Here is a 19,153-nt window from a genome sequence, read left to right on the forward strand (position 1 = left end):
TTTATTTCAATTATGCTTGATCCAATGCTGAGATGGGGCGCAAGCATTGGATCAAGCACAATTGAAACAACTATATAAAGTACAAAAAAACCTGTCATTCCCGCGAATGCGGGAATCCAGAAAACCTCTGTACTTCATCCAAATAATAAGCGCTATATTGCATTTTTACTTGGAAACGGAGTAAGCTTAATGATTGACAATCTGAAAATAAAAATAACATCGTGAAAGTTGAAGAAAAAGTAGTTGAAGTGGGTTCCCTGAAGTGGTTTTATCGGGAAATTAATCCCCAAAACCCCAGCGATCGCCCCCCGGTATTGTTGTTACATGGACTAGCTGCCCAAAGTTATAGTTGGACAGTGATTATGCGGAATTTGGCAGAAAAAGGATTTCGGGCGATCGCTCCTGATTGGATTGGCTTTGGTCAATCAGCTAAACCGGAAAAACAGGACTTTCCCTACACTCCTGAAGCCTTTATCAGCGCCCTGGATAGCTTTCTCAACACCCTAGAAATTGCCAATTTTTCTTTAGCAATTCAAGGATTTTTAGGCACTGTTGGCCTCCAATATGCCCTGAAAAATCCAGAAAAAATTGAGCGATTAATCATACTTAATGCTCCCGTTTCTTCAGAATCAAAATTACCTTGGAAAATCAAACAATTTGGTTTACCATTCATCGGTGACATGATTACCCAAGACCCTCTTTCCATCGATCGCACCTTGGAAGCGGGCTGCGGATATCCTATTTCTGACGAAGACTTAAAAATCTATCGGGCACCATTACTCCAAAGTTCCGCCGCAGGCAGATCACTGTTAAATACTGTGCGGAAACTTGACCTCAAAAATGCCATGACTGAAATTGAATCTGGGGCAAAAGCATGGCAAAAACCTACCTTAATTATTTGGGGGACAGAAGACCCTTGGTTGCCCGTACTCGATGGGGAAAAACTGGTTAAATCTCTACCCAATGGTCAGTTAGTCAAACTGGAAAAAGCGGGACATTATCCTCAAGAACATTGGTCATCAGAAATCAGCGATATTATATTGCCCTTTTTGCGTCGTCAAGAATAGGCTTCTTGCAAAACAATTAAGAAACAAAGAAACCGGGTTTCTTGAAGCAATCCTTGCTGAAAACGAAAGAGTCCCATAGAAACCCGGTTTCTGAGATTTCGTTCCCGAAGTAAATCCGTGGATTCCCGCATTCGCGGGAATGACAGTTTTTTTCTGAGATTTGAGACTATAATAAATCAAAAATCAACTCCAAAACTGAAAAAAAACTAAAAAAACTTATGACTGCGCCTTTAATTTCCGTGATTATTCCCACCTATAATCGTGAAGATGCCCTACGAGACAGTATTGCGGATGTACTCAAGCAAGACTATCCCAATTTTGAGGCGATAGTCGTTGACCAAACCGCTACTCATAAACCAGAGATTCAACAGTATTTAGAAGAAATGTCTAATCAGGGAAAAATTCGCTGGTTTAGAGTGAACTGGGCCAGTTTACCTGGGGCGCGAAATTATGCAGTTCGTCGGGCAAAAGGCGAGATTATTCTATTTATTGATGATGATGTGCAGTTGCCAGAAAACTTTCTAGCCAACCATGCCAAAAACTATCAAGACAACCCCGAAATAGGCGCGATCGCTGGTCGAGTTTTTGACCGAATGAAACTAACCGATTCTCAGGGAAATTTAATCATAGAACAACTGCCCCCGGAAGCAATGGATCCGGGAATTGCTTGGTATTATATTGATTTAGTCCATACGGTAAAACCCCAGCAAGTCCTCTCTGCCAGAGGCTGCAATATGTCGTTTCGCCGGGAAATATTTACGCAGCATGGACTCAAATTTGATGAGCGATTTAGAGGGTCTGCGGTGCGCGAAGAGTCTGATTTTTGTCTGCGGTTACGGTCAACAGGATATAAAATATGGTATGACCCAGAAGCCCATTTAGTTCACCTGGGAGAAGAGACGGGCGGATGTCACGATATTAGCACAAAATCTTGGCAATATCAGATTACTTTTTATCACAATCATTTCTTTTTAGGCTTAAAAAATCTCACCTGTTCTCAATGTGTCCGCTTTTTTGCCCGGTTATTTGATTGTCATGTCCTGGGTCATCCCCCTTGTAATAAAAGTGGTTCACCGCTAAAAATGTTGGTGCGGGGTTTTTTTTATACCCTGGGTTTTTTCAGTGCAGTTGGCACTCAAATCAAATCTCTCTGGAATGATGGGCAAATTTATACTAAGGAAGATAAGGAATAATTGATAATTGATAATTGATAATTGATAATTGATAATTGATGATTATTCTTTAATAGTTATTAATTATTTTCCCCAACTAACAACCCCCCCAACCCCCCCGTCAACCGCCATCGGGCAAGCAACAACCAACAACAACCAACCAACAACCAACAACAACCAACAACCAACAACCAACCAATAATAAAATTATGAAAATTTTAGTCGTTAGCCATACTTATATTGTTGACCTAAACCGAGAAAAGTTTAGGGCTTTAGCCAAGTTAGAACCAGGAATTGAGGTGACGGTGGTGGTGCCCCGACGGTGGCAACCCGGTGGAGTGCAAAATAAAATTATTGAAACCCAACCCATTCAAGAAGGTTCTTTTCAAGTAGTGCCGGTTTCTAATTTTAGTGAAAATAATCAGGGTTTATTGGTATTTGGGGCAGATTTGATTAATGTATTGCATAATTTTCGCCCGGATATTATCCAGGTTGAACAAGGGGCAAAAGCGCTGGCTTATGCTCAGTTAATTACTCTGAATCGTTGGTTAAAAATTGGGGCAAAAAATGTCTTCTTTACTTGGTGGAATTTGCCTTATACTTTAAAGTGGCCGATTTCTTGGTTGGAAGCTTATAATTTAAAAGCTACTGATGGGGTAGTGGTGGGTAATCAAGATGGGGCAGATATTTTGCGCGATCGCGGATATACTGGCCCGATGGTGGTGATGCCTCAATTGGGGGTTGATGAAACTTTGTTTCGTCCCCAAAGCCAACCGGAATTAGCGGCTAAACTGGGAATTAAAGATACGGATTTTATTGTGGGATTTGTAGGCCGATTTGTGGAAGAAAAAGGCTTAATTACCCTAGCAAAAGCTTTGGAAAAAATCCCCGAAAAACCTTGGAAGTGGTTATTATTAGGACGCGGCGATTTAGAGTCACAGTTACTCGCTTGGGCGGCAGAAAATGGCTTTACTGATAGAGTAATTATAGTGGAAAGTGTCCCCCATGACCAAGTATATCAATATATTAATTTAATGAATGTTTTGGTTTTACCTTCGGAAACTACCTATAAGTTTAAAACTTTAACTTCTGTGGGCTGGAAAGAACAGTTTGGTCATGTTTTAATTGAGGCGATCGCTTGTAAAGTGCCGGTAATTGGGTCGGACTCTGGAGAAATTCCTTATGTGATTGATGACGCTGGGTTAGTGTTTCCTGAAAAAGATGTGGCAGCGTTGCAAAATTGCTTGATGCAACTGATGGAAAATACCCAGTTAGCTGCGGATTTGGGGGAAAAAGGTTATCAAAGAGCGATCGCGCACTATACCAATCAAGCCCTAGCCCAAGAACTGTTAAAATTTTACCAACAATTGCTCACCACTGATATAGCAGTCCTATTTCAATCGTAATATTTTTGTAGGGGCAACCACCGCCATCGGATTGCCCCTACAATTACACAACTGATTTAGGATTGCTATATTTCTTGAACCTAAAAAAAACAATCATATTCCCAATCATAATTATGCGAATTCTGCAAATCATTCCGGCAATATCCCTCGTTTATGGCGGCCCCAGTCAAATGGTTTTAGGGCTTTCTGCTGCCCTAGCTAATGAAGGGGTTGATGTGACAATTTTAACCACTAATTCTAATGGAGATACGGGACAAGCGCCATTAGATGTTCCTTTAAATCAGCCCATTCCCCAAGATGGTTATCAGGTGATTTATTTCCGCTGTAGTCCATTTCGGCGATATAAATTTTCTGTGGATTTATTGAATTGGCTGGCAACCCATGCCCATGAGTTTGATTTAGCCCATTTACACGCCTTATTTTCTCCAGTTATTTCCGCCGCAGCGACGGTGGCAAGAGTGAAAAAGTTACCTTATATTTTACGGCCTTTAGGCACTCTAGATCCGGCGGATTTACAGAAGAAAAAACAGCTAAAAAAAATCTATACAACTCTGTGGGAAAGAGGCAATATTGCCGGGGCGTCAGCGCTGCATTTTACCAGTCATCAAGAAGCCATTATTTCTGAAAGATTTGGGGTGAAAACCCAGGATTTAATCATTCCCTTGGGGGTAAAATTTCAGTCGGTTAATCCAGAAGTTTGTGATGTGAGAAGTCAGTTAAATATTCCCCGCGATCGCCCCTTATTATTATTTCTTTCGCGCATAGAACCGAAAAAAGGACTAAATCTGCTTTTGCCTGCTTTGGAAACCCTAATCGCCGAAGGGTTTAAATTTCACTTTGTCCTCGCTGGAAGTAATCCCCAAGACCCGGATTATGAAGCGATGATTAAGGCCAAAATAAAAGCCTCCCCCCTGGAAAAATGCACAACTATCACCGGATTTGTCACCGGAAATTTTAAGGCAGCTTTATTACAACAAGCGGATTTATTTGTCTTACCTTCTTATTATGAAAATTTTGGCATTGCGGTGGCAGAAGCAATGGCAGCAGGGACAGCGGTTTGTATTTCGCGGGGGGTCTATATTTGGGAAGATGTGCAAGGGGCAGATGCCGGTTGGGTTTGTGATTGTAATCTGGAAGATTTAGTGAGTCAATTAAGGATGGCATTACAACATCCAGAAGATTTATCCCGTCGGGGAAACAATGGACAAGTTTATGCGAATCATGCTTATCGTTGGTCGGCGATCGCCCAGGAAACTATCAAAGCTTATCAAGGGATTATTTTTTAGAACTGAGACAAGCTGATCTGATGGGTTAATTAGGCAATCCAATGCCTGAGACTCATAATACCGGAGAAACAGTGAGGGATTAATGAATATGTCAGATGATTATCAGTTGCTAAATCTGGGAGGATTAACCTCCTTAGTTACTAATGTCACAATGTCGTTATGGGGTAATGATGTTGCGATCGAATGTCTCTACGATCCAACGGGCGATCGCCTGCCTTATATTCTGAATTTTCAAGATTGTAGAGAAATTCGCTGGGAAATTCATGATCCAGAGGAAGTCCACGAAACTTTTGCTGAGTTAATCGGAATTCATCTGGGAGAGGGCGATCGCCAAAAACCCGCTTTGATTCATACAGATATTTTTGAGATTTCACTGCTTTACGGCACTTTTAATCTTGAACGAATTCCATCATCTCAGAATATTCTGCAAACTAAACCGTTAGTTGAAGCGTAATTAGAGAGGCGATCGCTTTTTTCCCGGTTGCCAATAATTCTGGAATAATCTTAATTTATTTAAGAAAAAAGCTAATTTGACTATCATTAGATTGCTTAAACTGATGACGGCGATCGCCTCCTAATTTACTGAAAATCTGATTCACCACAGAGACACAGAGGACACAAAGAATACAGAGGCGATCGCTTTAGAATGTGTCCTTCGTGTCTTTGTGGTAAATAATCCATTTTTTTAATAGGCGATCGCAATTTATTCTCTTTAACCTTTACTCTACACGACTCACTTGCCGGGAGTTAGCTGGAGATGTTTCTCTGATTTTTCGCTGATACTTTAAAGCCATAGCTGTGGCAAATTCGCACATTTCTTTAGCTTTTTCTTCTGATTCTTTAAAAACTTCTAGCATTTCCAGCATTTTTTTCTCATCTGGTAGTTCTTTCATGGTAATTCCCTCAAAAAATTGACAATTTTTTCTACTCGCAGTTTACTTTCAATCGCTTTACCCAGTAAAATTCCTAAATCTTCTCCCGTTTCCTGAATCACATCTAACGAAAGATTGGCTTCAGAGAGAACGTTCACCATATTCTGAATTTGTTGACGAGCAGTGGTCGTGAAAAATAGCAAGGCATTTAAGTAGGCAAAGTATTGTAACAGTATAGCATTTTCCGGAAATTGTGACATGACTCGCCTGAGTACATTTAGTCCGAAGGTTGCTTCGGCTTCTATTTGCTCAACTTCTAAATAAATTCGGTCAATTATCTTTTGTATTTCTGATGGAATTTGCATCTACATTAAATTGGTTTATGTCGAAATGTCATCAACATTTTAACATAAATAAGTCACCGTAGATTTATCTTGATTTAACCTCGTTTAGCCTAGTTGTTAGGCTCTGCCTGGGAACGCCTTATTGGAGGATCTGATTCGCGGAAGCGATCCGATGAAGCGGAATCGCCTCCTAATTTACTGAAAATCTGATTCACCACAAAGGCACAAAGAACACAAAGAATACAGAGGCGATCGCTTTTCTTTGTGTCCTTGGTGTCTTTGTGGTAAATTATCCATAAATATATCCGTGAGCAAATTAATCAGGAACATTTCTTTGGCTAAAACTAATCTGGGAATGGATAAATGATCCACGGGTTAAGATAGTTCGCTGACTGCCGGAACTTTCAGATGAACCAAAGCTTTTTGCAAAACACTTGGCTTGACACTTAACCAAATTTGATGGCGATCGTCTTCAGTATAACCGATCACCACAGCCCCAATTGGTGAACCAATATCGGGATACATTTCGGGAGTCATATCTCCATTTTCCACAAAATCAGTAATCTGAACAATACCTCGCACCGCGTCGTCATCCAAATTTACAAAAATCCCAAAGGGTGCATGATATTCAACTTTACCATGAATCAGTTCACCTAACCGATACTTCGACTTAATTTCATTCCAGAAGCGATCGCTCATTTGATTACCTCGGTTTTAGCACTCTAGGATATTGGTTTAAAATCGGCAACAAATCGTGAGAAATCGGCAATTCTCTATATTCTCCACCTTGATACGGTCTTTCTAGTGGTAGAAAATACCGATTATAGGTTTCTAAATCCATTGTAACTTCTAAAATAGCATCTTTGTAATACCGATGATATTCCTCAGCCAGACCTCTGCTATTCGGCGATGCAAAGTAGCATTTTCCGTCAGCATACGGAGGAGAATAGGGAAAATCAGCAGGCTGAAAACCCTGCTCCACAAAGTGCTGTCCTTTTCCCTTTTGGGTGGCTTTATAAATTGTAATAGTCGGTTTTGTACGCAAACGAAATAAAATCAGTTTCAGAGAATTCTTTGTTATTGTAAACCTACAGGGCTTTGTCTACACTTTCCAAGTAGATAAATGCAATCAGTCTTATAAAATTCCAGATAAATTATCCGGGTGGAAGTTCCGGAGCTTGTCCATCTCGCCAGAGGTAGATACTAACCGCACCGTTAGGATGAACAGACCAAGGATCTACTCCATTGCCAGACCAACCATAGGGGTCGATCAGAGTAGGTTGACCGTTATTAGTATCTGTTAATCTGCTAGCAGCAAAGTGTAGGTGAGGGTGGCTGCTACAGCCAGTGTTTCCCGATAGTCCGATTACCTGTCCTGAATACACTCTCTGTCCTTGGCTGACATCAATATGATCGAGATGACCATATATACTTTGAAAACGAGAGCCATCAGGTGCGGTATGGGTTATGAATACATCTAATTGATGTACAATTCCTCTTGGGGGGCAGTTAAAAGACTGCCAACCAGCAGAATCCACTACCCCATCAGCAACAGCTAACAACGGAGTTCCATTGGGCATAAGCCAATCATAACCTGAGTGACCGTCAATGTAGGCACCGGGACTACCAGCTCGCAGTTTCTTTCCCTGCCAAGTAAGCACATAGCCGTTCTGAGCGCCCGGTAAGTCGTGATCAAAGACGTTTGTATTTGGGAAATTTCCTGAAAAGGGTTTCTGAAAGAGAGGGATATATGTGGGACTAGGAACAGACGCCGAACTAGCCACCGTGAAAAGACATGAAGCTTTGGATGGGGTGCCTGCACTTTCAAATGCCCGAGCCAACGGCTCACTACCAAACCCGGAAAAGGAAGCCTGAAAATTTTGACAAGAAACTTGAACCTGGTTTCTACCGTTTAACAGGTATGTACCGGAACTTGCCACCCTACAATCGGGATAGGTGCAATGCTGGCTGAGAAGAGCGGCACAAGGATCGGTGGATAAGTCGGTAGTTACCCAAAGCCACCAGCCACCACTATTGGTTTGGACATTACAAAACCGGCCTATATTGGTTTGAGCGTTTGTTATGGAGGGATTAAATCCACTTCCTAATCCTATGGATATGGCTGTGAAAATTAGGACAGTCAGAAAGATGACCAGATGATTTTTTTTAGACATAGACATGATAATTCCTGTATCCTTACCCGGCAAAGGCATCTAATTTGCCGCAGCGCTCCGATCGGGATTTGAAGATTTTTAGCCCTAGCCCACTTGTCAATCTGGGACTCATGGTTGAGTTAATTCGGGAGCATCCCAGGTTTGTAGTAGAGGCGAAGCATAACCTTAGATCAGTTATTGGTTAAAAGCTTCAGCTTACTGCCGGAATGCTTCGCCCCTGCATCGGGATGCTCTGGTTAATTTTCAATAATTTTGACAAAAAAGCCCTTGATGACAAGATTCGTTTACCCTGACTTCAGATAAACCTCTATGCGATCGCTGCGTTTCTGTTTTCAATGAGCGATATTCTGTTAATCCTTGAGATCCGCCCCGTTAGCCACTCAAATGTCTTATTTCAACCAATGTAGAAAATTTGGCTGGTTTTGTCCAGTCAGAAAAAGTAAGAAAAAAGTAATAGAAAAGTCAGAAAAAAGTAAGCAAAAAGTAATAAATATGGTATAATCCTTTACAGGGTGGATATTTCAGTTTCCCGATTAGGCTGGGCTGGACTACCTGCCTGTTGTTCAATTACCAGAATGAGGGACTTAGGGCTATGACGGTTGAGGAAGCACTCGCGATCGTGGAAACTGCACTGGATTACGATCGCCTCAACCACGTTCAAGAAATATTATTTCGTCAGTCATGGGCAGGTCTATCTTATCGGGAAATTGCCAAAAATAGCGGATACGATCCCGATTATCTCAAAGATGCTGGATCTAAACTCTGGAAGGAATTGTCAAAAGTATTCGGGGAAAAAGTAAAAAAAGATAATCTCCAATCGGTTCTGAGGCGATATTTAAAGCGAAATCAAATAACTTTACAACGAAATCAAATAATGGGAGTGGATCTCACTGGCTCAAATTTAAGTGGAGCTAAATTATTATTCGCAAATATAAGTAAAGATTCGTGTCAAGCCGATTTATACAAAGATAAAATAGGGGATAATAAAACTGAAGTAGACGAACCGAAGATAAAAGCTGAAGATAATTCAAAGTCGATCGCTCATTCGCCTTCTGAAACTATCACTTATTCCTGGAAAAGTTGGCAGTTTCGGTCAGCAGCAGAGGCGAATATTGCCCAGGCACTCGATCGCTCCGGGGTGCTATTTTTTCCTAAAGCAACGGCACGGTTGACAACCACCGATGGCAGAGAAAACCAAGACCTTTATTTTCTGATTTGTTATGAAGGAAAATTAGGGATTCTGGGGGTGAATGCAGAGGAGGGGGATGAAGCAGATCGGAGAAGCGATCGCATTCTTCAATCTCAAGGTATTCGGATGATTCAATATTACAACGTTAACGAATGTACGGAAGAACCGGATAGAGTGGTGTTGGAATTTTTACAAAATTTAAGTTTTGCGTCCAAGGAAAAAAGCGAATTTGACCATGATTAGTTTGGTTAAGCTGATGACAGCGATCGCCTCCTAATTTACTAAAGATATTATTCACCACAAAGGCACAAAGAACACAAAGAATACAGAGGCGATCGCTTTAGAATGTGTCCTTCGTGTCTTTGTGGTAAATAATCCATTTTTTTAATAGGCGATCGCTCAGATTAATTACCAGAAAAATCATTTAATTATGCCAAATATTCTAATTTTACTTCAACTAAATTATTCTGATCATTAATATTGTCAACCGCACTGAGAAGTCGATTTTTGTTAGGTTCAGACTTGAAAAGATACTCGGTTTCATCTTGATTCAATTCTGAGACAACGATTTCAATCTCTTTATTGCCAAACTTGGCTTTAATTTTTTCTAACAAATCATTATTAATTTCACTGGCTTTTAAGCGATAAACTGTTGACATAATTGCTACCTATTGCTACCTATTGTCGATGGTGATAATCATAACGGTTTGAGTTTAATCACATCATAATTATGCCATAACCATAGCCCAATCCTCAACCCGATCTGCGCGGCGATAAGCCTGACGGCATAGCTCCGCTTACCGCGCCTATATTTCCTGAGAGGCAACTGGGAGGCGATCGCCTCCTACAGATGGGCGAAGCATGGCCGTAAAAAATTCACGTTTCTAACCCATCGAACTTCTGCGGTCATGCTTCGCCCCTACCAATATCTGTGGTCTATTCAATCGAAAACAATAAGGCCGATTACTTTATCAACCACAGAGACACAGAGGACACAGAGACGAGCCATGATGAGCAATTTTCTCTGTGTCCTTTGTGCCTTTGTGGTGCAGATAAAAAATGCCAATTAATCTTGCTCAACCCAAACCTTAATCATGCCTGCGGGAATGCGAATAACCGGATGCTCAAAGATTTCTTGTAACACCTCACTGCCGCGCACTTCTAAGGTGCGTTTTAAGCGGTTTTTCAGGGATAAATTTTCTTTGATTACCGCTTCGATCGCCCGTTCCGCTTGCCGATTACTGGGATTTTTTTCTGCTAACCTTTCTAGGATTTGCTGCACATCCGATCGCAAAGCGTTATAAGCATTAACATCAACGTTGGTAGATGCAACCTCTTTGGAGGCGATCGCTAAAGATGGAGCATCGGACGAGAAATTATTGGTTTGAGGCTTGGCGGTTGCTTTGGGTAAAACCCGCGCATCTTTTACCGGCTGTTGACCGCTAAAACTCCGCACCGCATCCACAATATCTAACCCAGTGGTTTGCCGCATTTGCTCCATAAAAGTAGCGATTTTACTGGCACTATTGCCGTTATTGCCATCAATTACGGTGACATTACGCACATCCACTTCTGGCACCGTAGCCACCATTGTTTTTAACAAAGTTTCTAACTTTTGGAAGAGGAAAATTTCTCGCGCTGCGGGGCCTGCCGCTTGCCAAGATTCCACTAAACGCTTACTTCCTTCCGCTTGGGCTTTCCCGTCTTCAATAATTCGCGCCGCATTTCCTTTTGCCCGTGCGATCGCCCGCTTACATTCCGCCTCCGCAGGAGCCACCACATCCGCTTGTAACTGTTGTTCAACTTGCTTAATTCGTTCCGTTTGTACCGAAACTTCTGCTTGTCGGCGAGCCACTTCTGCGGCAATTTCCGCTTGAGCTTCTGCCACCACAGCCACCCGCTGAGTTAAGGCATTTTTTACCCGTCTTTCCGCCTCCGCTTTGGCAATTTCAATATCTCTTTCAATACGTTTTAGGGCAGTAATTCGCTCGTTTTCCGCATTACGAATCGCTGAAGTAGCTTTAGCCTCCGCTTCAGCAATGCGGGCATCTCGTTGCAATTCCGCTTGTTGCTTGCGGCCAATGGAATTGAGATAATGCACTTCATCAGAAATATTTTGAATTTGCAGGTTATCCAAAACCAATCCTAATTTTTCTAGGTCATCTTCTGCTTCGTCGAGCAAGCTTTTAGCAAAAGCCATTTTATCTTCATTAATTTGTTCTGGAGTCAAAGAAGCCAAAACCCCGCGCAAATTTCCCTCTAAAGTTTCTCTGGCTAAAGTTTCGATTTCCTTGCGACTTTTCCCCAGCAAACGCTCGATCGCATTGTGGATAGTTGGCTCACTTCCAGCCACCTTAATATTCGCCACTCCTTCTACAGTTAGGGGAATCCCGCCTTTAGAATAAGCCCCCGTAACCTTCAACTCGATGATCATATTACTTAAATCCATACGGAATGCTCGCTCTAATAAAGGAGTGCGAATACTGCTACCCCCTTTAACTAAGCGATATCCCACCCGCCGTCCGTCTGCCAAACGGCGATCGCTTCCGGCAAAAATTAACACCTCACTCGGCTGACAAATGTAATAAAGGTTACGCAGAACCAAAGTCCCCGCCCCACCAGCCACACTCAAGATAATTGCTAGTGAAAAAATGAACTCCATAATGATTTTTCTCCCTATTTTTTTGCTAATTTGGCGCGATTAATTAATTCAGGGCAATTCAGGGCGTTAAACTTCGGCTTTATGACCATTGCGACTGACGCTATTTCCCATCACCTTAATTCCCAAAGTATCATCCACGCGATCGAGGAACTGACGGAAAATTTCTGGGTAAGCATTCACTAAACAGGCCAAAGATTTGCCATCTCCGTTATCAATCACATTCACTTGTTCTAGTTTCAAACGGCCAGGAATTTTGGCCGCTTCTCGCAGCACCATTTCTATTTGTTGAATATAAAAAACTTCGGAAGCATCGGTGCCAGTTTCTTGCCAAACTTGGGCGAGGAGTTCGTTCACCAAAGCAGCGGCACTGGCATTTTCCGCCAAAACTGCCGCATCCCCTTTAGCTTTGAGTTGTTGAGCTTGTTTATGGGCTTCTGCGGGGAGCACTTCATCCGCTTCTAAGCGCAACCGCTCTAAGTGAGCTCTAATGGTTTGTAATTGTTGTTCCGCTCTCGCTCTAGCTTCTTGGGCTGCCGCTTTAGTCCGCTCTTCTTCTGACCGCGCTTGTTGTTCTAATTCCGCTTTAATTTTGCGGAGTTCGTTTTCTTTTTCCTGGATAATTGTGCGAGCTTGAGTTTTGGCTACTTGCGCTTCTTGTTCGCATTGGGCTTCTACTCGGTCTGCTTCACCTTTGGCGTTAGATTCGGCAATTTCTGCATCCCGTAAAATTTGGGCAATTTGTTTGCGTCCAATGGAATTCAGGTAATCGACGTTATCAGAAACGCTTTGGATTTTTAAGGTGTCTAAATGGATGCCCAGTTTTACTAGGTCATCTTCTACATCTTGGGCAATGCGTTCGGCAAATTGCAAGCGGTCTTCGTTGAGTTGTTCCGGGGTGAGGGTGGCAACGACACCGCGTAAATTGCCTTCGAGAGTTTCCCTGGCAACCCGAGCAATTTCGCCGCGATTATGATCGAGAAAACGTTCAATGGCGTTCCCAGCAATGGCAGGGTTGCTGGAAATTTTTACATTGGCGATCGCATGAATTTGTAGTGGCGTTCCCCCTTTGGCGTAAGCATTAGAAATCTCAATGGGCACCGCCATCGTTCTGAGATCCATTCTTTTAATGGTTTCCAAAATTGGGATGCGGATTGTCCGTCCGCCAAAAATGACCCGATAACCCACTTCTTGACCGTCTTTAGTTTTGTGTTTCCTGCCTGAAAGTACCAGGATTTCATTGGGGTTACAAATGCAGAGAAAATTATTAATAAACCACATCAGTAAAGCTAAAGCCAAAAATCCGCCAACAGTCAAGGGTAAACTCATACCCATTAAGGTCATATTTTGGCTTTGGCTTTCCCCAATAGCCCCAATAGAGCGATTCGCGGGGACTTGTGCCACTTCGATCGCGACTACTTCTTGTTTGAATGAAGATTTAAGTTGATTTTCCATTTTATTCCCTAGCAAAATTGACTGTACCTGTTAGATATCCGTAGATTCATCGGTGACGACCCAAAGCTGATTATTTTTTAGGCCAACAATTAAGACGCGATCGCCTTTTTTAAAGCCTTTTTCTTCATCGGTGAACGCCACCAAATTCAGGGTTGAACCTTTAACGTTTAGCTGAACTTTCCCCTTACTCTGGCTGTCAAAGGGAAGGGAGACTTTACCGGATAGACCAATTAAATCATTGGCACGAATTAAGGAATCCGCTTGATGGCGCCGGAGGTTTCGCAAGACCCAAACCATTGAAGTGCCGCAAAAACTACCGATCAGCACCGATATTGAGGCGATCGCCAGTTGAGGAATTGCGGGGGTCAATTTCGACAGAACAATGCCGGTTAAGCCGAAAAAACAACTGCAGAACGTCCAAAACTTAATCGTCAAAAACGGCAACCACAAAGTCATTTTTTTGGATCGCTTGGTCAGGGTGAGTATTTTCTCCCCTTCTTCAATGTTCCGAGATTCTTCTGTAACTTCGATGTCAGCATCGAAGTCATGGTCAAAATCTACGCCGTCCAATCCTGCCAAGGCAGCGAGGGCGACGAAAATTCCGCCAATAGTAAAGGAAAAAATATAGATGGGTAGCATCTTCTATCCAGAATGACAGCCAGAACCGGGCAAATAATCTTGCAAGATTATTTGCAAGTAATCTTGCAAATACTTAAATTCTGACAAATAAATCCAGAGTTTACCACCGTTAAACTTTAAGTTTTATTAAGTTTTTGGTCTAATGATTTAAATTTTTTAGATAAACTTAATATTTACCTGGTTTTCAGGAGGTTGGCCGAGTCTGGGGGCGAAAACCAGGGGCTGAGAATTTTTTCGAGAAAAAATTCCCCTAAAAAAATGGCTGAATTGCCATGAGAAAAACGGTCTGATTACCACCGCAAATATTCTTAGCCTTCTCAGCCTGGGTTAAGGTCATGGGATATTTTGAGATTTTAAATATCTCAACGTTACCGGGAAAATCCCCAATCTCCAAAATCTTTATCGGCAAATTTAATCCCGGTTTATCGTCAAGCGGCTCCTGGTTTAACTGACTTTTTTTCGGGATGGGCTATCAGTAAAATCGGGAGTTTTTAAGGGAATAATTTTCTCATAATTCACAGATAAATTCGATGAATTACTTATGGTTCCTACAAGAATAGGCTCTGGAATAAAAGAACGAATCGCCAAAGGACAAGCTTGCCAAGTGCCTCGGACAGATACATTCAGAAGATGACAAAGACCTCCCCGTCTTCCTTCCACTTCATAGTGCTGGCAAAAACGACAGGATAAAGTAGAACAATTGTTAGAATTCATGGCATTTATCGCTTTCCACAAGGAATATTAATGATCGATGATTGGGAAAAATTATGCGGCGATCGCGGATGGCTATTTGAGCAAGCCAGATCCATAAACTTCAGTGATTGATATCAATTCAGGCGACTTTACTTTTTTATGATCTCCCAAAAAACGAATAAAACCGATCAAATTTAAATTTTATGTTTGATTGATTAAATTATTTTTAATAAATATTTTTTTCAGCCAGATTATGCTAACTAACTAATAATGGTTTTAGCCAGGCATAATTTGAGCTTGATGGCTGAAATTATGCTCGTAATTCACCACTTCGGAAATCAGTGGTTCAATCAATGGATGAATCATCGGATAAGTGTAAGGAGCATGAGAGTAGGTGGAGATATTGGTCATTTTCTGTACATAAAAAGAACATCCGATCAATTCACTATGTACGGGGACAAAAAGCAATTGACAAAATTCTCCGCGTGTTGTAAAGGCACGATAATGCATACAATGTTGGCAAGAAAAATTCTCAATATTCTTGGAATTCATAAAACATCTCCTGGCTAATGACACTATTTAAGTTTGTCCAGTAGTTCCGGTTTTGAGTGCGATCGCAATTCTTTGTCCCTGTGATCTAAACTTCATTTTTTGGTGATGGCGATCGCTCATCCCCTTAGAAAAACATTGACAAGACCAATACAGCTTGATACAGCTTGATGTCGAATTAGTCAGGATGATTTAACATTTCGAGAAATAATTACGAGAAATTCTCTTGGCTTACCCAGTTGACCCAAGGGCAAATTTTGAGTGAATCGTTATCTAAGGGATTTTTAGCTACTTGAGGAACAAACCTAAGCCCAAGCTGGACTGGTTGCGGAGTGAAAAAATTAATCGCCATGAGCAAAACATATCTCACTTACCCGATGAAGATTTGGCTAAACAATACTTTATATCTCTAAATTAAAAAACATTGTAGTTTGGATCACTTTATTGGCAAATCTTTAAATTAAACAGTATTGTAGATTGTAGTTTGGATCACCTTCTCTGCTTAACTTCAATTTTTAGCATAATCATCTGAGGTTAAGACCTGGTTGTAGGCGATTAAAAAAACTGTTATAAAATACTGTAATAAAATGTTCAGAATTTGCGGTCAGCCTTACCATGATGTGTTGACAATCTGGTAATCTGGTGGGGAGCTTTTTGTCCGCTTGTGCGGGGAAGATAAATCGGACTGCGGGATCCTGTACCCCTGTGTTCCTCTGCCGATGGCGAGCCGATGGCGGGTTCCTCTGCACAAGAAGCCCCCCTAGCGCCAGCACCCCAGCCCCCATCCCCCTATCCCCCCAGAGAAGAAAAGGGTGGGCAGTTGCCAGCATCAGTCCTAAAAAAATTAGCGCGATCGCACCGAGTACCATCAACACCTGAGATAATGAATTCTCTTGTTTGTAAAGGATTTTGTAGAGGAGCGAAAAATGCGACTATCTCAAATGCTGTTTGTCACCCTGCGGGAAGATCCAGCGGAAGCGGAAATTCCCAGCCATAAACTTTTAGTGCGGGCGGGTTATATCCGCCGCATTGCCGCTGGGGTCTATGCCTATTTACCCTTCATGTGGCGCGTCCTCAAAAAAGTTTCCCAAATTGTTCGGGAAGAAATGGATGCTACCGGCGCCCAGGAATGTTTGCTGCCCCAAATGCAACCAGCCCAATTGTGGCAAGAGTCAGGACGGTGGGATACTTACACCAAAACTGAGGGAATTATGTTTGCCCTGACTGACCGACAAGAACGGGAAATGGGACTCGGTCCAACCCATGAAGAGGTGATTACCGCGATCGCCCGCGATACGATTCGGTCTTATCGGCAATTGCCCTTACATTTATATCAAATTCAGACCAAATTTCGGGATGAAATTCGGCCTCGGTTTGGCTTGATGCGGGGCAGAGAATTTATTATGAAAGATGGCTATTCTTTCCATGCCTCAGAAGAAAGTCTGAAAAAAACTTATCAGGATATGGATCGGGCTTACCGAAATATGATTCGCCGTTGTGGTCTAGATTTTACCGCCGTCGAAGCAGACTCAGGGGCGATCGGGGGAACGGGTAGCCAAGAATTTATGGTACTCGCAGAAGCAGGAGAAGACGAGGTTCTTTATACCGCCGATGGCAAATATGCGGCGAATGTGGAAAAAGCCGTTTCTTTACCTGCTGATGGGGAAAATTCGCCATTTACTCAGTATGAAAAACGGGAAACTCCGGGTACAGATACTATTGAAACTTTGAGCAAGTTTCTCCAATGTTCGCCAACTCAAATTGTTAAAAATGTGCTTTACCAAGCGGTGTATGACAGTGGCATGACGGTGTTGGTATTAGTTAGCATTCGTGGCGATCAAGATGTGAATGAGGTGAAGTTAACCAATGAGTTAACTAAGTTAGCCAGTCAATACCAAGGCAAAACTCTTATTTCCTTAACCGTTCCTGATGTCGATGCCCAGCAAAAATGGGCGGCGAAACCTTTACCTTTGGGTTATATTGCTCCGGATTTGTCCGATGATTATATTGCTAAGAATAAACAGGTTGCGCCTCAGTTTTTGCGCTTAGTTGATCAAACTGCTATAGACCTGCAAAATTTTGTCACCGGGGCTAATGAATCCGGTTATCATGTGGTTGGGGCAAACTGGGGCAGCGAATTTTCCTTACCTAAAATTCAGGTGGATATTCGGAAGGCTAAAGCTGGCGATCGCGCCAAGCATGACCCAAATCAAAGCCTACAAACGGCGCGGGGAATTGAAGTAGGTCATATCTTCCAATTGGGGATTAAATATTCTCAAGCAATGGGGGCAACTTATACCGATGAATCCGGAGAAGAAAAACCCTTAATTATGGGTTGTTATGGCGTCGGAGTTTCTCGCCTTGCCCAGTCAGCGGTGGAACAATCTTATGATAAAGATGGGATAATTTGGCCAGTGGCGATCGCGCCTTATCATGCCATCATCACCATTCCTAATATTAACGATGCCGAACAAGTAGAAGTCGCGGAAAAACTTTATAGCGATTTAAATGCCGCTGGAGTGGAAACCTTATTAGATGACCGCAGTGAACGGGCTGGAGTAAAATTTAAAGATGCGGATTTAATCGGCATTCCCTATCGAATTGTTCCCGGACGTTCCTTGAAAAACGGTAAATTAGAAGTGGTCAAACGGGCTACCCATGAATCTCAAGAAATCCCCATTGAGCAAGTCGTAACCACCATTAAACAATGGGTTAATGCGGCATTATCGGTGTAAATTAAAGCCATCAATTAGTCACAATAAAACCGGTTTTTTATAAATAAAATCCGGTTTTGTTTTTATTAACATATATTGATCAAAAATTTTTTTTAATTAAAAAATACCAGAAATTGAATATTTCAATATTCCGTGGATCTGAGGTGCCTAAACTGATTAAATTCTGGGAACAGAAACATCAGAAGATGATGGCGATCGCCTCCATTGCTGTAGGTTCCTTTATAATAAAGCCTGGATTTGGTGAGGTTGGGCATCACCCCCAAGGAGGCTTCCCATTTATACTCGTCCTTTAGCTCGTTTAATCGAACAACTGCAACGGTTGCCAGGAATTGGGCCAAAAAGCGCCCAAAGACTTGCTTTGCATATCCTGAAGCGACCGGAAACTGAGGTACAAGCCCTGGCGATCGCCTTGATGGAGGCGAAAAAACAGGTGGGGCTGTGCCAAGAATGCTTTCATCTTTCTGCGGAGCCGATTTGTGAAATTTGTTCTAATCCCAATCGCGATCAAAATATTCTTTGTGTGGTGGCGGATTCGCGAGATTTGATTGCTTTGGAAAAAACCCGGGAATATCGCGGCAAGTATCATGTTTTGGGTGGGGTGATTTCGCCAATGGATGCGATAGGGCCGGAACAATTGACGATTCAACCCCTGGTTCGTCGTGTCAGTCAGCAAAATATTCAAGAAGTGATTTTAGCCATTAGTCCCAGTGTGGAAGGCGAAACCACTACTTTATATGTGGGGCAACTGCTGAAACCCTTTACCAAAGTGACTCGAATTGCTTTCGGTTTGCCAATGGGCGGCGATTTGGAATATGCCGATGAAGTAACCCTGGCAAGGGCTTTAGAAGGACGACGAGAATTAGATTAGTTGTTGGTTGTTGGTTATTTGTTATTCTGGCAGAGGGGCGGAGGA

At 42.2% G+C, this 19,153-nt stretch carries 22 protein-coding genes; 9 read left to right on the top strand and 13 right to left on the bottom strand.

Annotated elements, in window-relative coordinates:
- The first annotated feature begins 221 nt into the window (after positions 1–221).
- Positions 222–1,067 (top strand): alpha/beta fold hydrolase, encoded by an 846-nt coding sequence (locus tag AM228_RS02025; RefSeq protein ID WP_054464424.1) that lies wholly within the window; start codon positions 222–224, stop codon positions 1,065–1,067.
- Here AM228_RS02025 and AM228_RS31600 read toward each other — a convergent pair.
- Positions 1,058–1,198: a hypothetical protein gene (locus AM228_RS31600; RefSeq protein WP_156331464.1), complete on the bottom strand. Its 141-nt coding sequence runs from the start codon at positions 1,196–1,198 to the stop codon at positions 1,058–1,060. The two genes, AM228_RS02025 and AM228_RS31600, sit on opposite strands and share 10 nt — an antisense overlap.
- A gap of 87 nt (positions 1,199–1,285) precedes the next feature.
- Here AM228_RS31600 and hpsN point away from each other — a divergent pair, with 87 nt between their 5' ends.
- From hpsN to AM228_RS02045, 4 genes are all read left to right on the top strand, one after another.
- Positions 1,286–2,260: a hormogonium polysaccharide biosynthesis glycosyltransferase HpsN gene (gene hpsN / locus AM228_RS02030; protein WP_054464425.1), complete on the top strand. Its 975-nt coding sequence runs from the start codon at positions 1,286–1,288 to the stop codon at positions 2,258–2,260.
- A 188-nt stretch (positions 2,261–2,448) separates the two neighbouring features.
- Positions 2,449–3,645 (top strand): hormogonium polysaccharide biosynthesis glycosyltransferase HpsO, encoded by a 1,197-nt coding sequence (hpsO, locus tag AM228_RS02035; protein ID WP_054464426.1) that lies wholly within the window; start codon positions 2,449–2,451, stop codon positions 3,643–3,645.
- Between the two features lie 113 nt (positions 3,646–3,758).
- A complete protein-coding gene (gene hpsP / locus AM228_RS02040) occupies positions 3,759–4,931 on the top strand; it encodes a hormogonium polysaccharide biosynthesis glycosyltransferase HpsP (protein WP_054464427.1) in 1,173 nt (390 codons plus the stop codon).
- A gap of 88 nt (positions 4,932–5,019) precedes the next feature.
- Positions 5,020–5,385: a hypothetical protein gene (locus tag AM228_RS02045; RefSeq protein WP_054464428.1), complete on the top strand. Its 366-nt coding sequence runs from the start codon at positions 5,020–5,022 to the stop codon at positions 5,383–5,385.
- Between the two features lie 265 nt (positions 5,386–5,650).
- Here AM228_RS02045 and AM228_RS33905 read toward each other — a convergent pair whose 3' ends face one another.
- The 6 genes from AM228_RS33905 to AM228_RS33910 form a co-directional block, all read right to left on the bottom strand.
- The gene (locus tag AM228_RS33905; protein ID WP_197285195.1) at positions 5,651–5,824 is read right to left on the bottom strand and encodes a hypothetical protein; all 174 of its coding nucleotides are present in this window, start codon (positions 5,822–5,824) and stop codon (positions 5,651–5,653) included.
- On the bottom strand, positions 5,821–6,168 hold the full coding sequence (locus tag AM228_RS02050) for a specificity determinant HsdS (protein ID WP_054464429.1): 348 nt from the start codon (positions 6,166–6,168) through the stop codon (positions 5,821–5,823). Before AM228_RS02050 ends, AM228_RS33905 begins: the two co-directional genes overlap by 4 nt.
- A gap of 174 nt (positions 6,169–6,342) precedes the next feature.
- Complete coding sequence (locus tag AM228_RS31605; RefSeq protein ID WP_156331465.1) at positions 6,343–6,519, bottom strand: hypothetical protein; 177 nt, start codon at positions 6,517–6,519, stop codon at positions 6,343–6,345.
- Between the two features lie 3 nt (positions 6,520–6,522).
- A complete protein-coding gene (locus AM228_RS02055; RefSeq protein WP_054464430.1) occupies positions 6,523–6,846 on the bottom strand; it encodes an RNA-binding protein in 324 nt (107 codons plus the stop codon).
- Positions 6,847–6,850: 4 nt separating this feature from the next.
- Complete coding sequence (locus tag AM228_RS02060; protein WP_054464431.1) at positions 6,851–7,192, bottom strand: hypothetical protein; 342 nt, start codon at positions 7,190–7,192, stop codon at positions 6,851–6,853.
- 109 nt (positions 7,193–7,301) lie between these two features.
- On the bottom strand, positions 7,302–7,808 hold the full coding sequence (locus tag AM228_RS33910) for a M23 family metallopeptidase (RefSeq protein ID WP_197285196.1): 507 nt from the start codon (positions 7,806–7,808) through the stop codon (positions 7,302–7,304).
- A gap of 91 nt (positions 7,809–7,899) precedes the next feature.
- Between AM228_RS33910 and AM228_RS35915 the strand changes: the two genes are divergently transcribed.
- Together AM228_RS35915 and AM228_RS02070 are read left to right on the top strand one after the other, a co-directional pair.
- The gene (locus tag AM228_RS35915; protein ID WP_255353132.1) at positions 7,900–8,022 is read left to right on the top strand and encodes a hypothetical protein; all 123 of its coding nucleotides are present in this window, start codon (positions 7,900–7,902) and stop codon (positions 8,020–8,022) included.
- 891 nt (positions 8,023–8,913) lie between these two features.
- Complete coding sequence (locus AM228_RS02070) at positions 8,914–9,753, top strand: hypothetical protein (RefSeq protein WP_054464433.1); 840 nt, start codon at positions 8,914–8,916, stop codon at positions 9,751–9,753.
- A gap of 185 nt (positions 9,754–9,938) precedes the next feature.
- Here AM228_RS02070 and AM228_RS02075 read toward each other — a convergent pair whose 3' ends face one another.
- The 6 genes from AM228_RS02075 to AM228_RS02095 form a co-directional block, all read right to left on the bottom strand.
- Complete coding sequence (locus tag AM228_RS02075) at positions 9,939–10,169, bottom strand: hypothetical protein (protein ID WP_054464434.1); 231 nt, start codon at positions 10,167–10,169, stop codon at positions 9,939–9,941.
- Between the two features lie 407 nt (positions 10,170–10,576).
- Complete coding sequence (locus tag AM228_RS02080) at positions 10,577–12,172, bottom strand: flotillin family protein (protein WP_054464435.1); 1,596 nt, start codon at positions 12,170–12,172, stop codon at positions 10,577–10,579.
- 66 nt (positions 12,173–12,238) lie between these two features.
- Positions 12,239–13,624: a flotillin family protein gene (locus AM228_RS02085; RefSeq protein WP_054464436.1), complete on the bottom strand. Its 1,386-nt coding sequence runs from the start codon at positions 13,622–13,624 to the stop codon at positions 12,239–12,241.
- A gap of 30 nt (positions 13,625–13,654) precedes the next feature.
- Positions 13,655–14,263, bottom strand: coding sequence for an NfeD family protein (locus AM228_RS02090; RefSeq protein ID WP_054464437.1), 609 nt, complete (start codon positions 14,261–14,263; stop codon positions 13,655–13,657).
- Positions 14,264–14,707: 444 nt separating this feature from the next.
- Positions 14,708–14,977 (bottom strand): hypothetical protein, encoded by a 270-nt coding sequence (locus tag AM228_RS31610; protein WP_156331466.1) that lies wholly within the window; start codon positions 14,975–14,977, stop codon positions 14,708–14,710.
- Positions 14,978–15,232: 255 nt separating this feature from the next.
- The gene (locus tag AM228_RS02095; RefSeq protein WP_054464438.1) at positions 15,233–15,508 is read right to left on the bottom strand and encodes a hypothetical protein; all 276 of its coding nucleotides are present in this window, start codon (positions 15,506–15,508) and stop codon (positions 15,233–15,235) included.
- 923 nt (positions 15,509–16,431) lie between these two features.
- Between AM228_RS02095 and proS the strand changes: the two genes are divergently transcribed.
- Entirely contained in the window at positions 16,432–18,240 is a 1,809-nt protein-coding gene (proS, locus tag AM228_RS02105) for a proline--tRNA ligase (protein ID WP_054464440.1), read from the top strand.
- Positions 18,241–18,514: 274 nt separating this feature from the next.
- Positions 18,515–19,108, top strand: a complete 594-nt coding sequence (recR, locus tag AM228_RS02115) for a recombination mediator RecR (protein ID WP_072160613.1) — start codon at positions 18,515–18,517, stop codon at positions 19,106–19,108.
- Positions 19,109–19,153 lie beyond the last annotated feature (45 nt).

Origin of the sequence: Planktothricoides sp. SR001 (assembly GCF_001276715.1) — a bacterium.
GTDB classification, from domain to species: domain Bacteria; phylum Cyanobacteriota; class Cyanobacteriia; order Cyanobacteriales; family Laspinemataceae; genus Planktothricoides; species Planktothricoides raciborskii.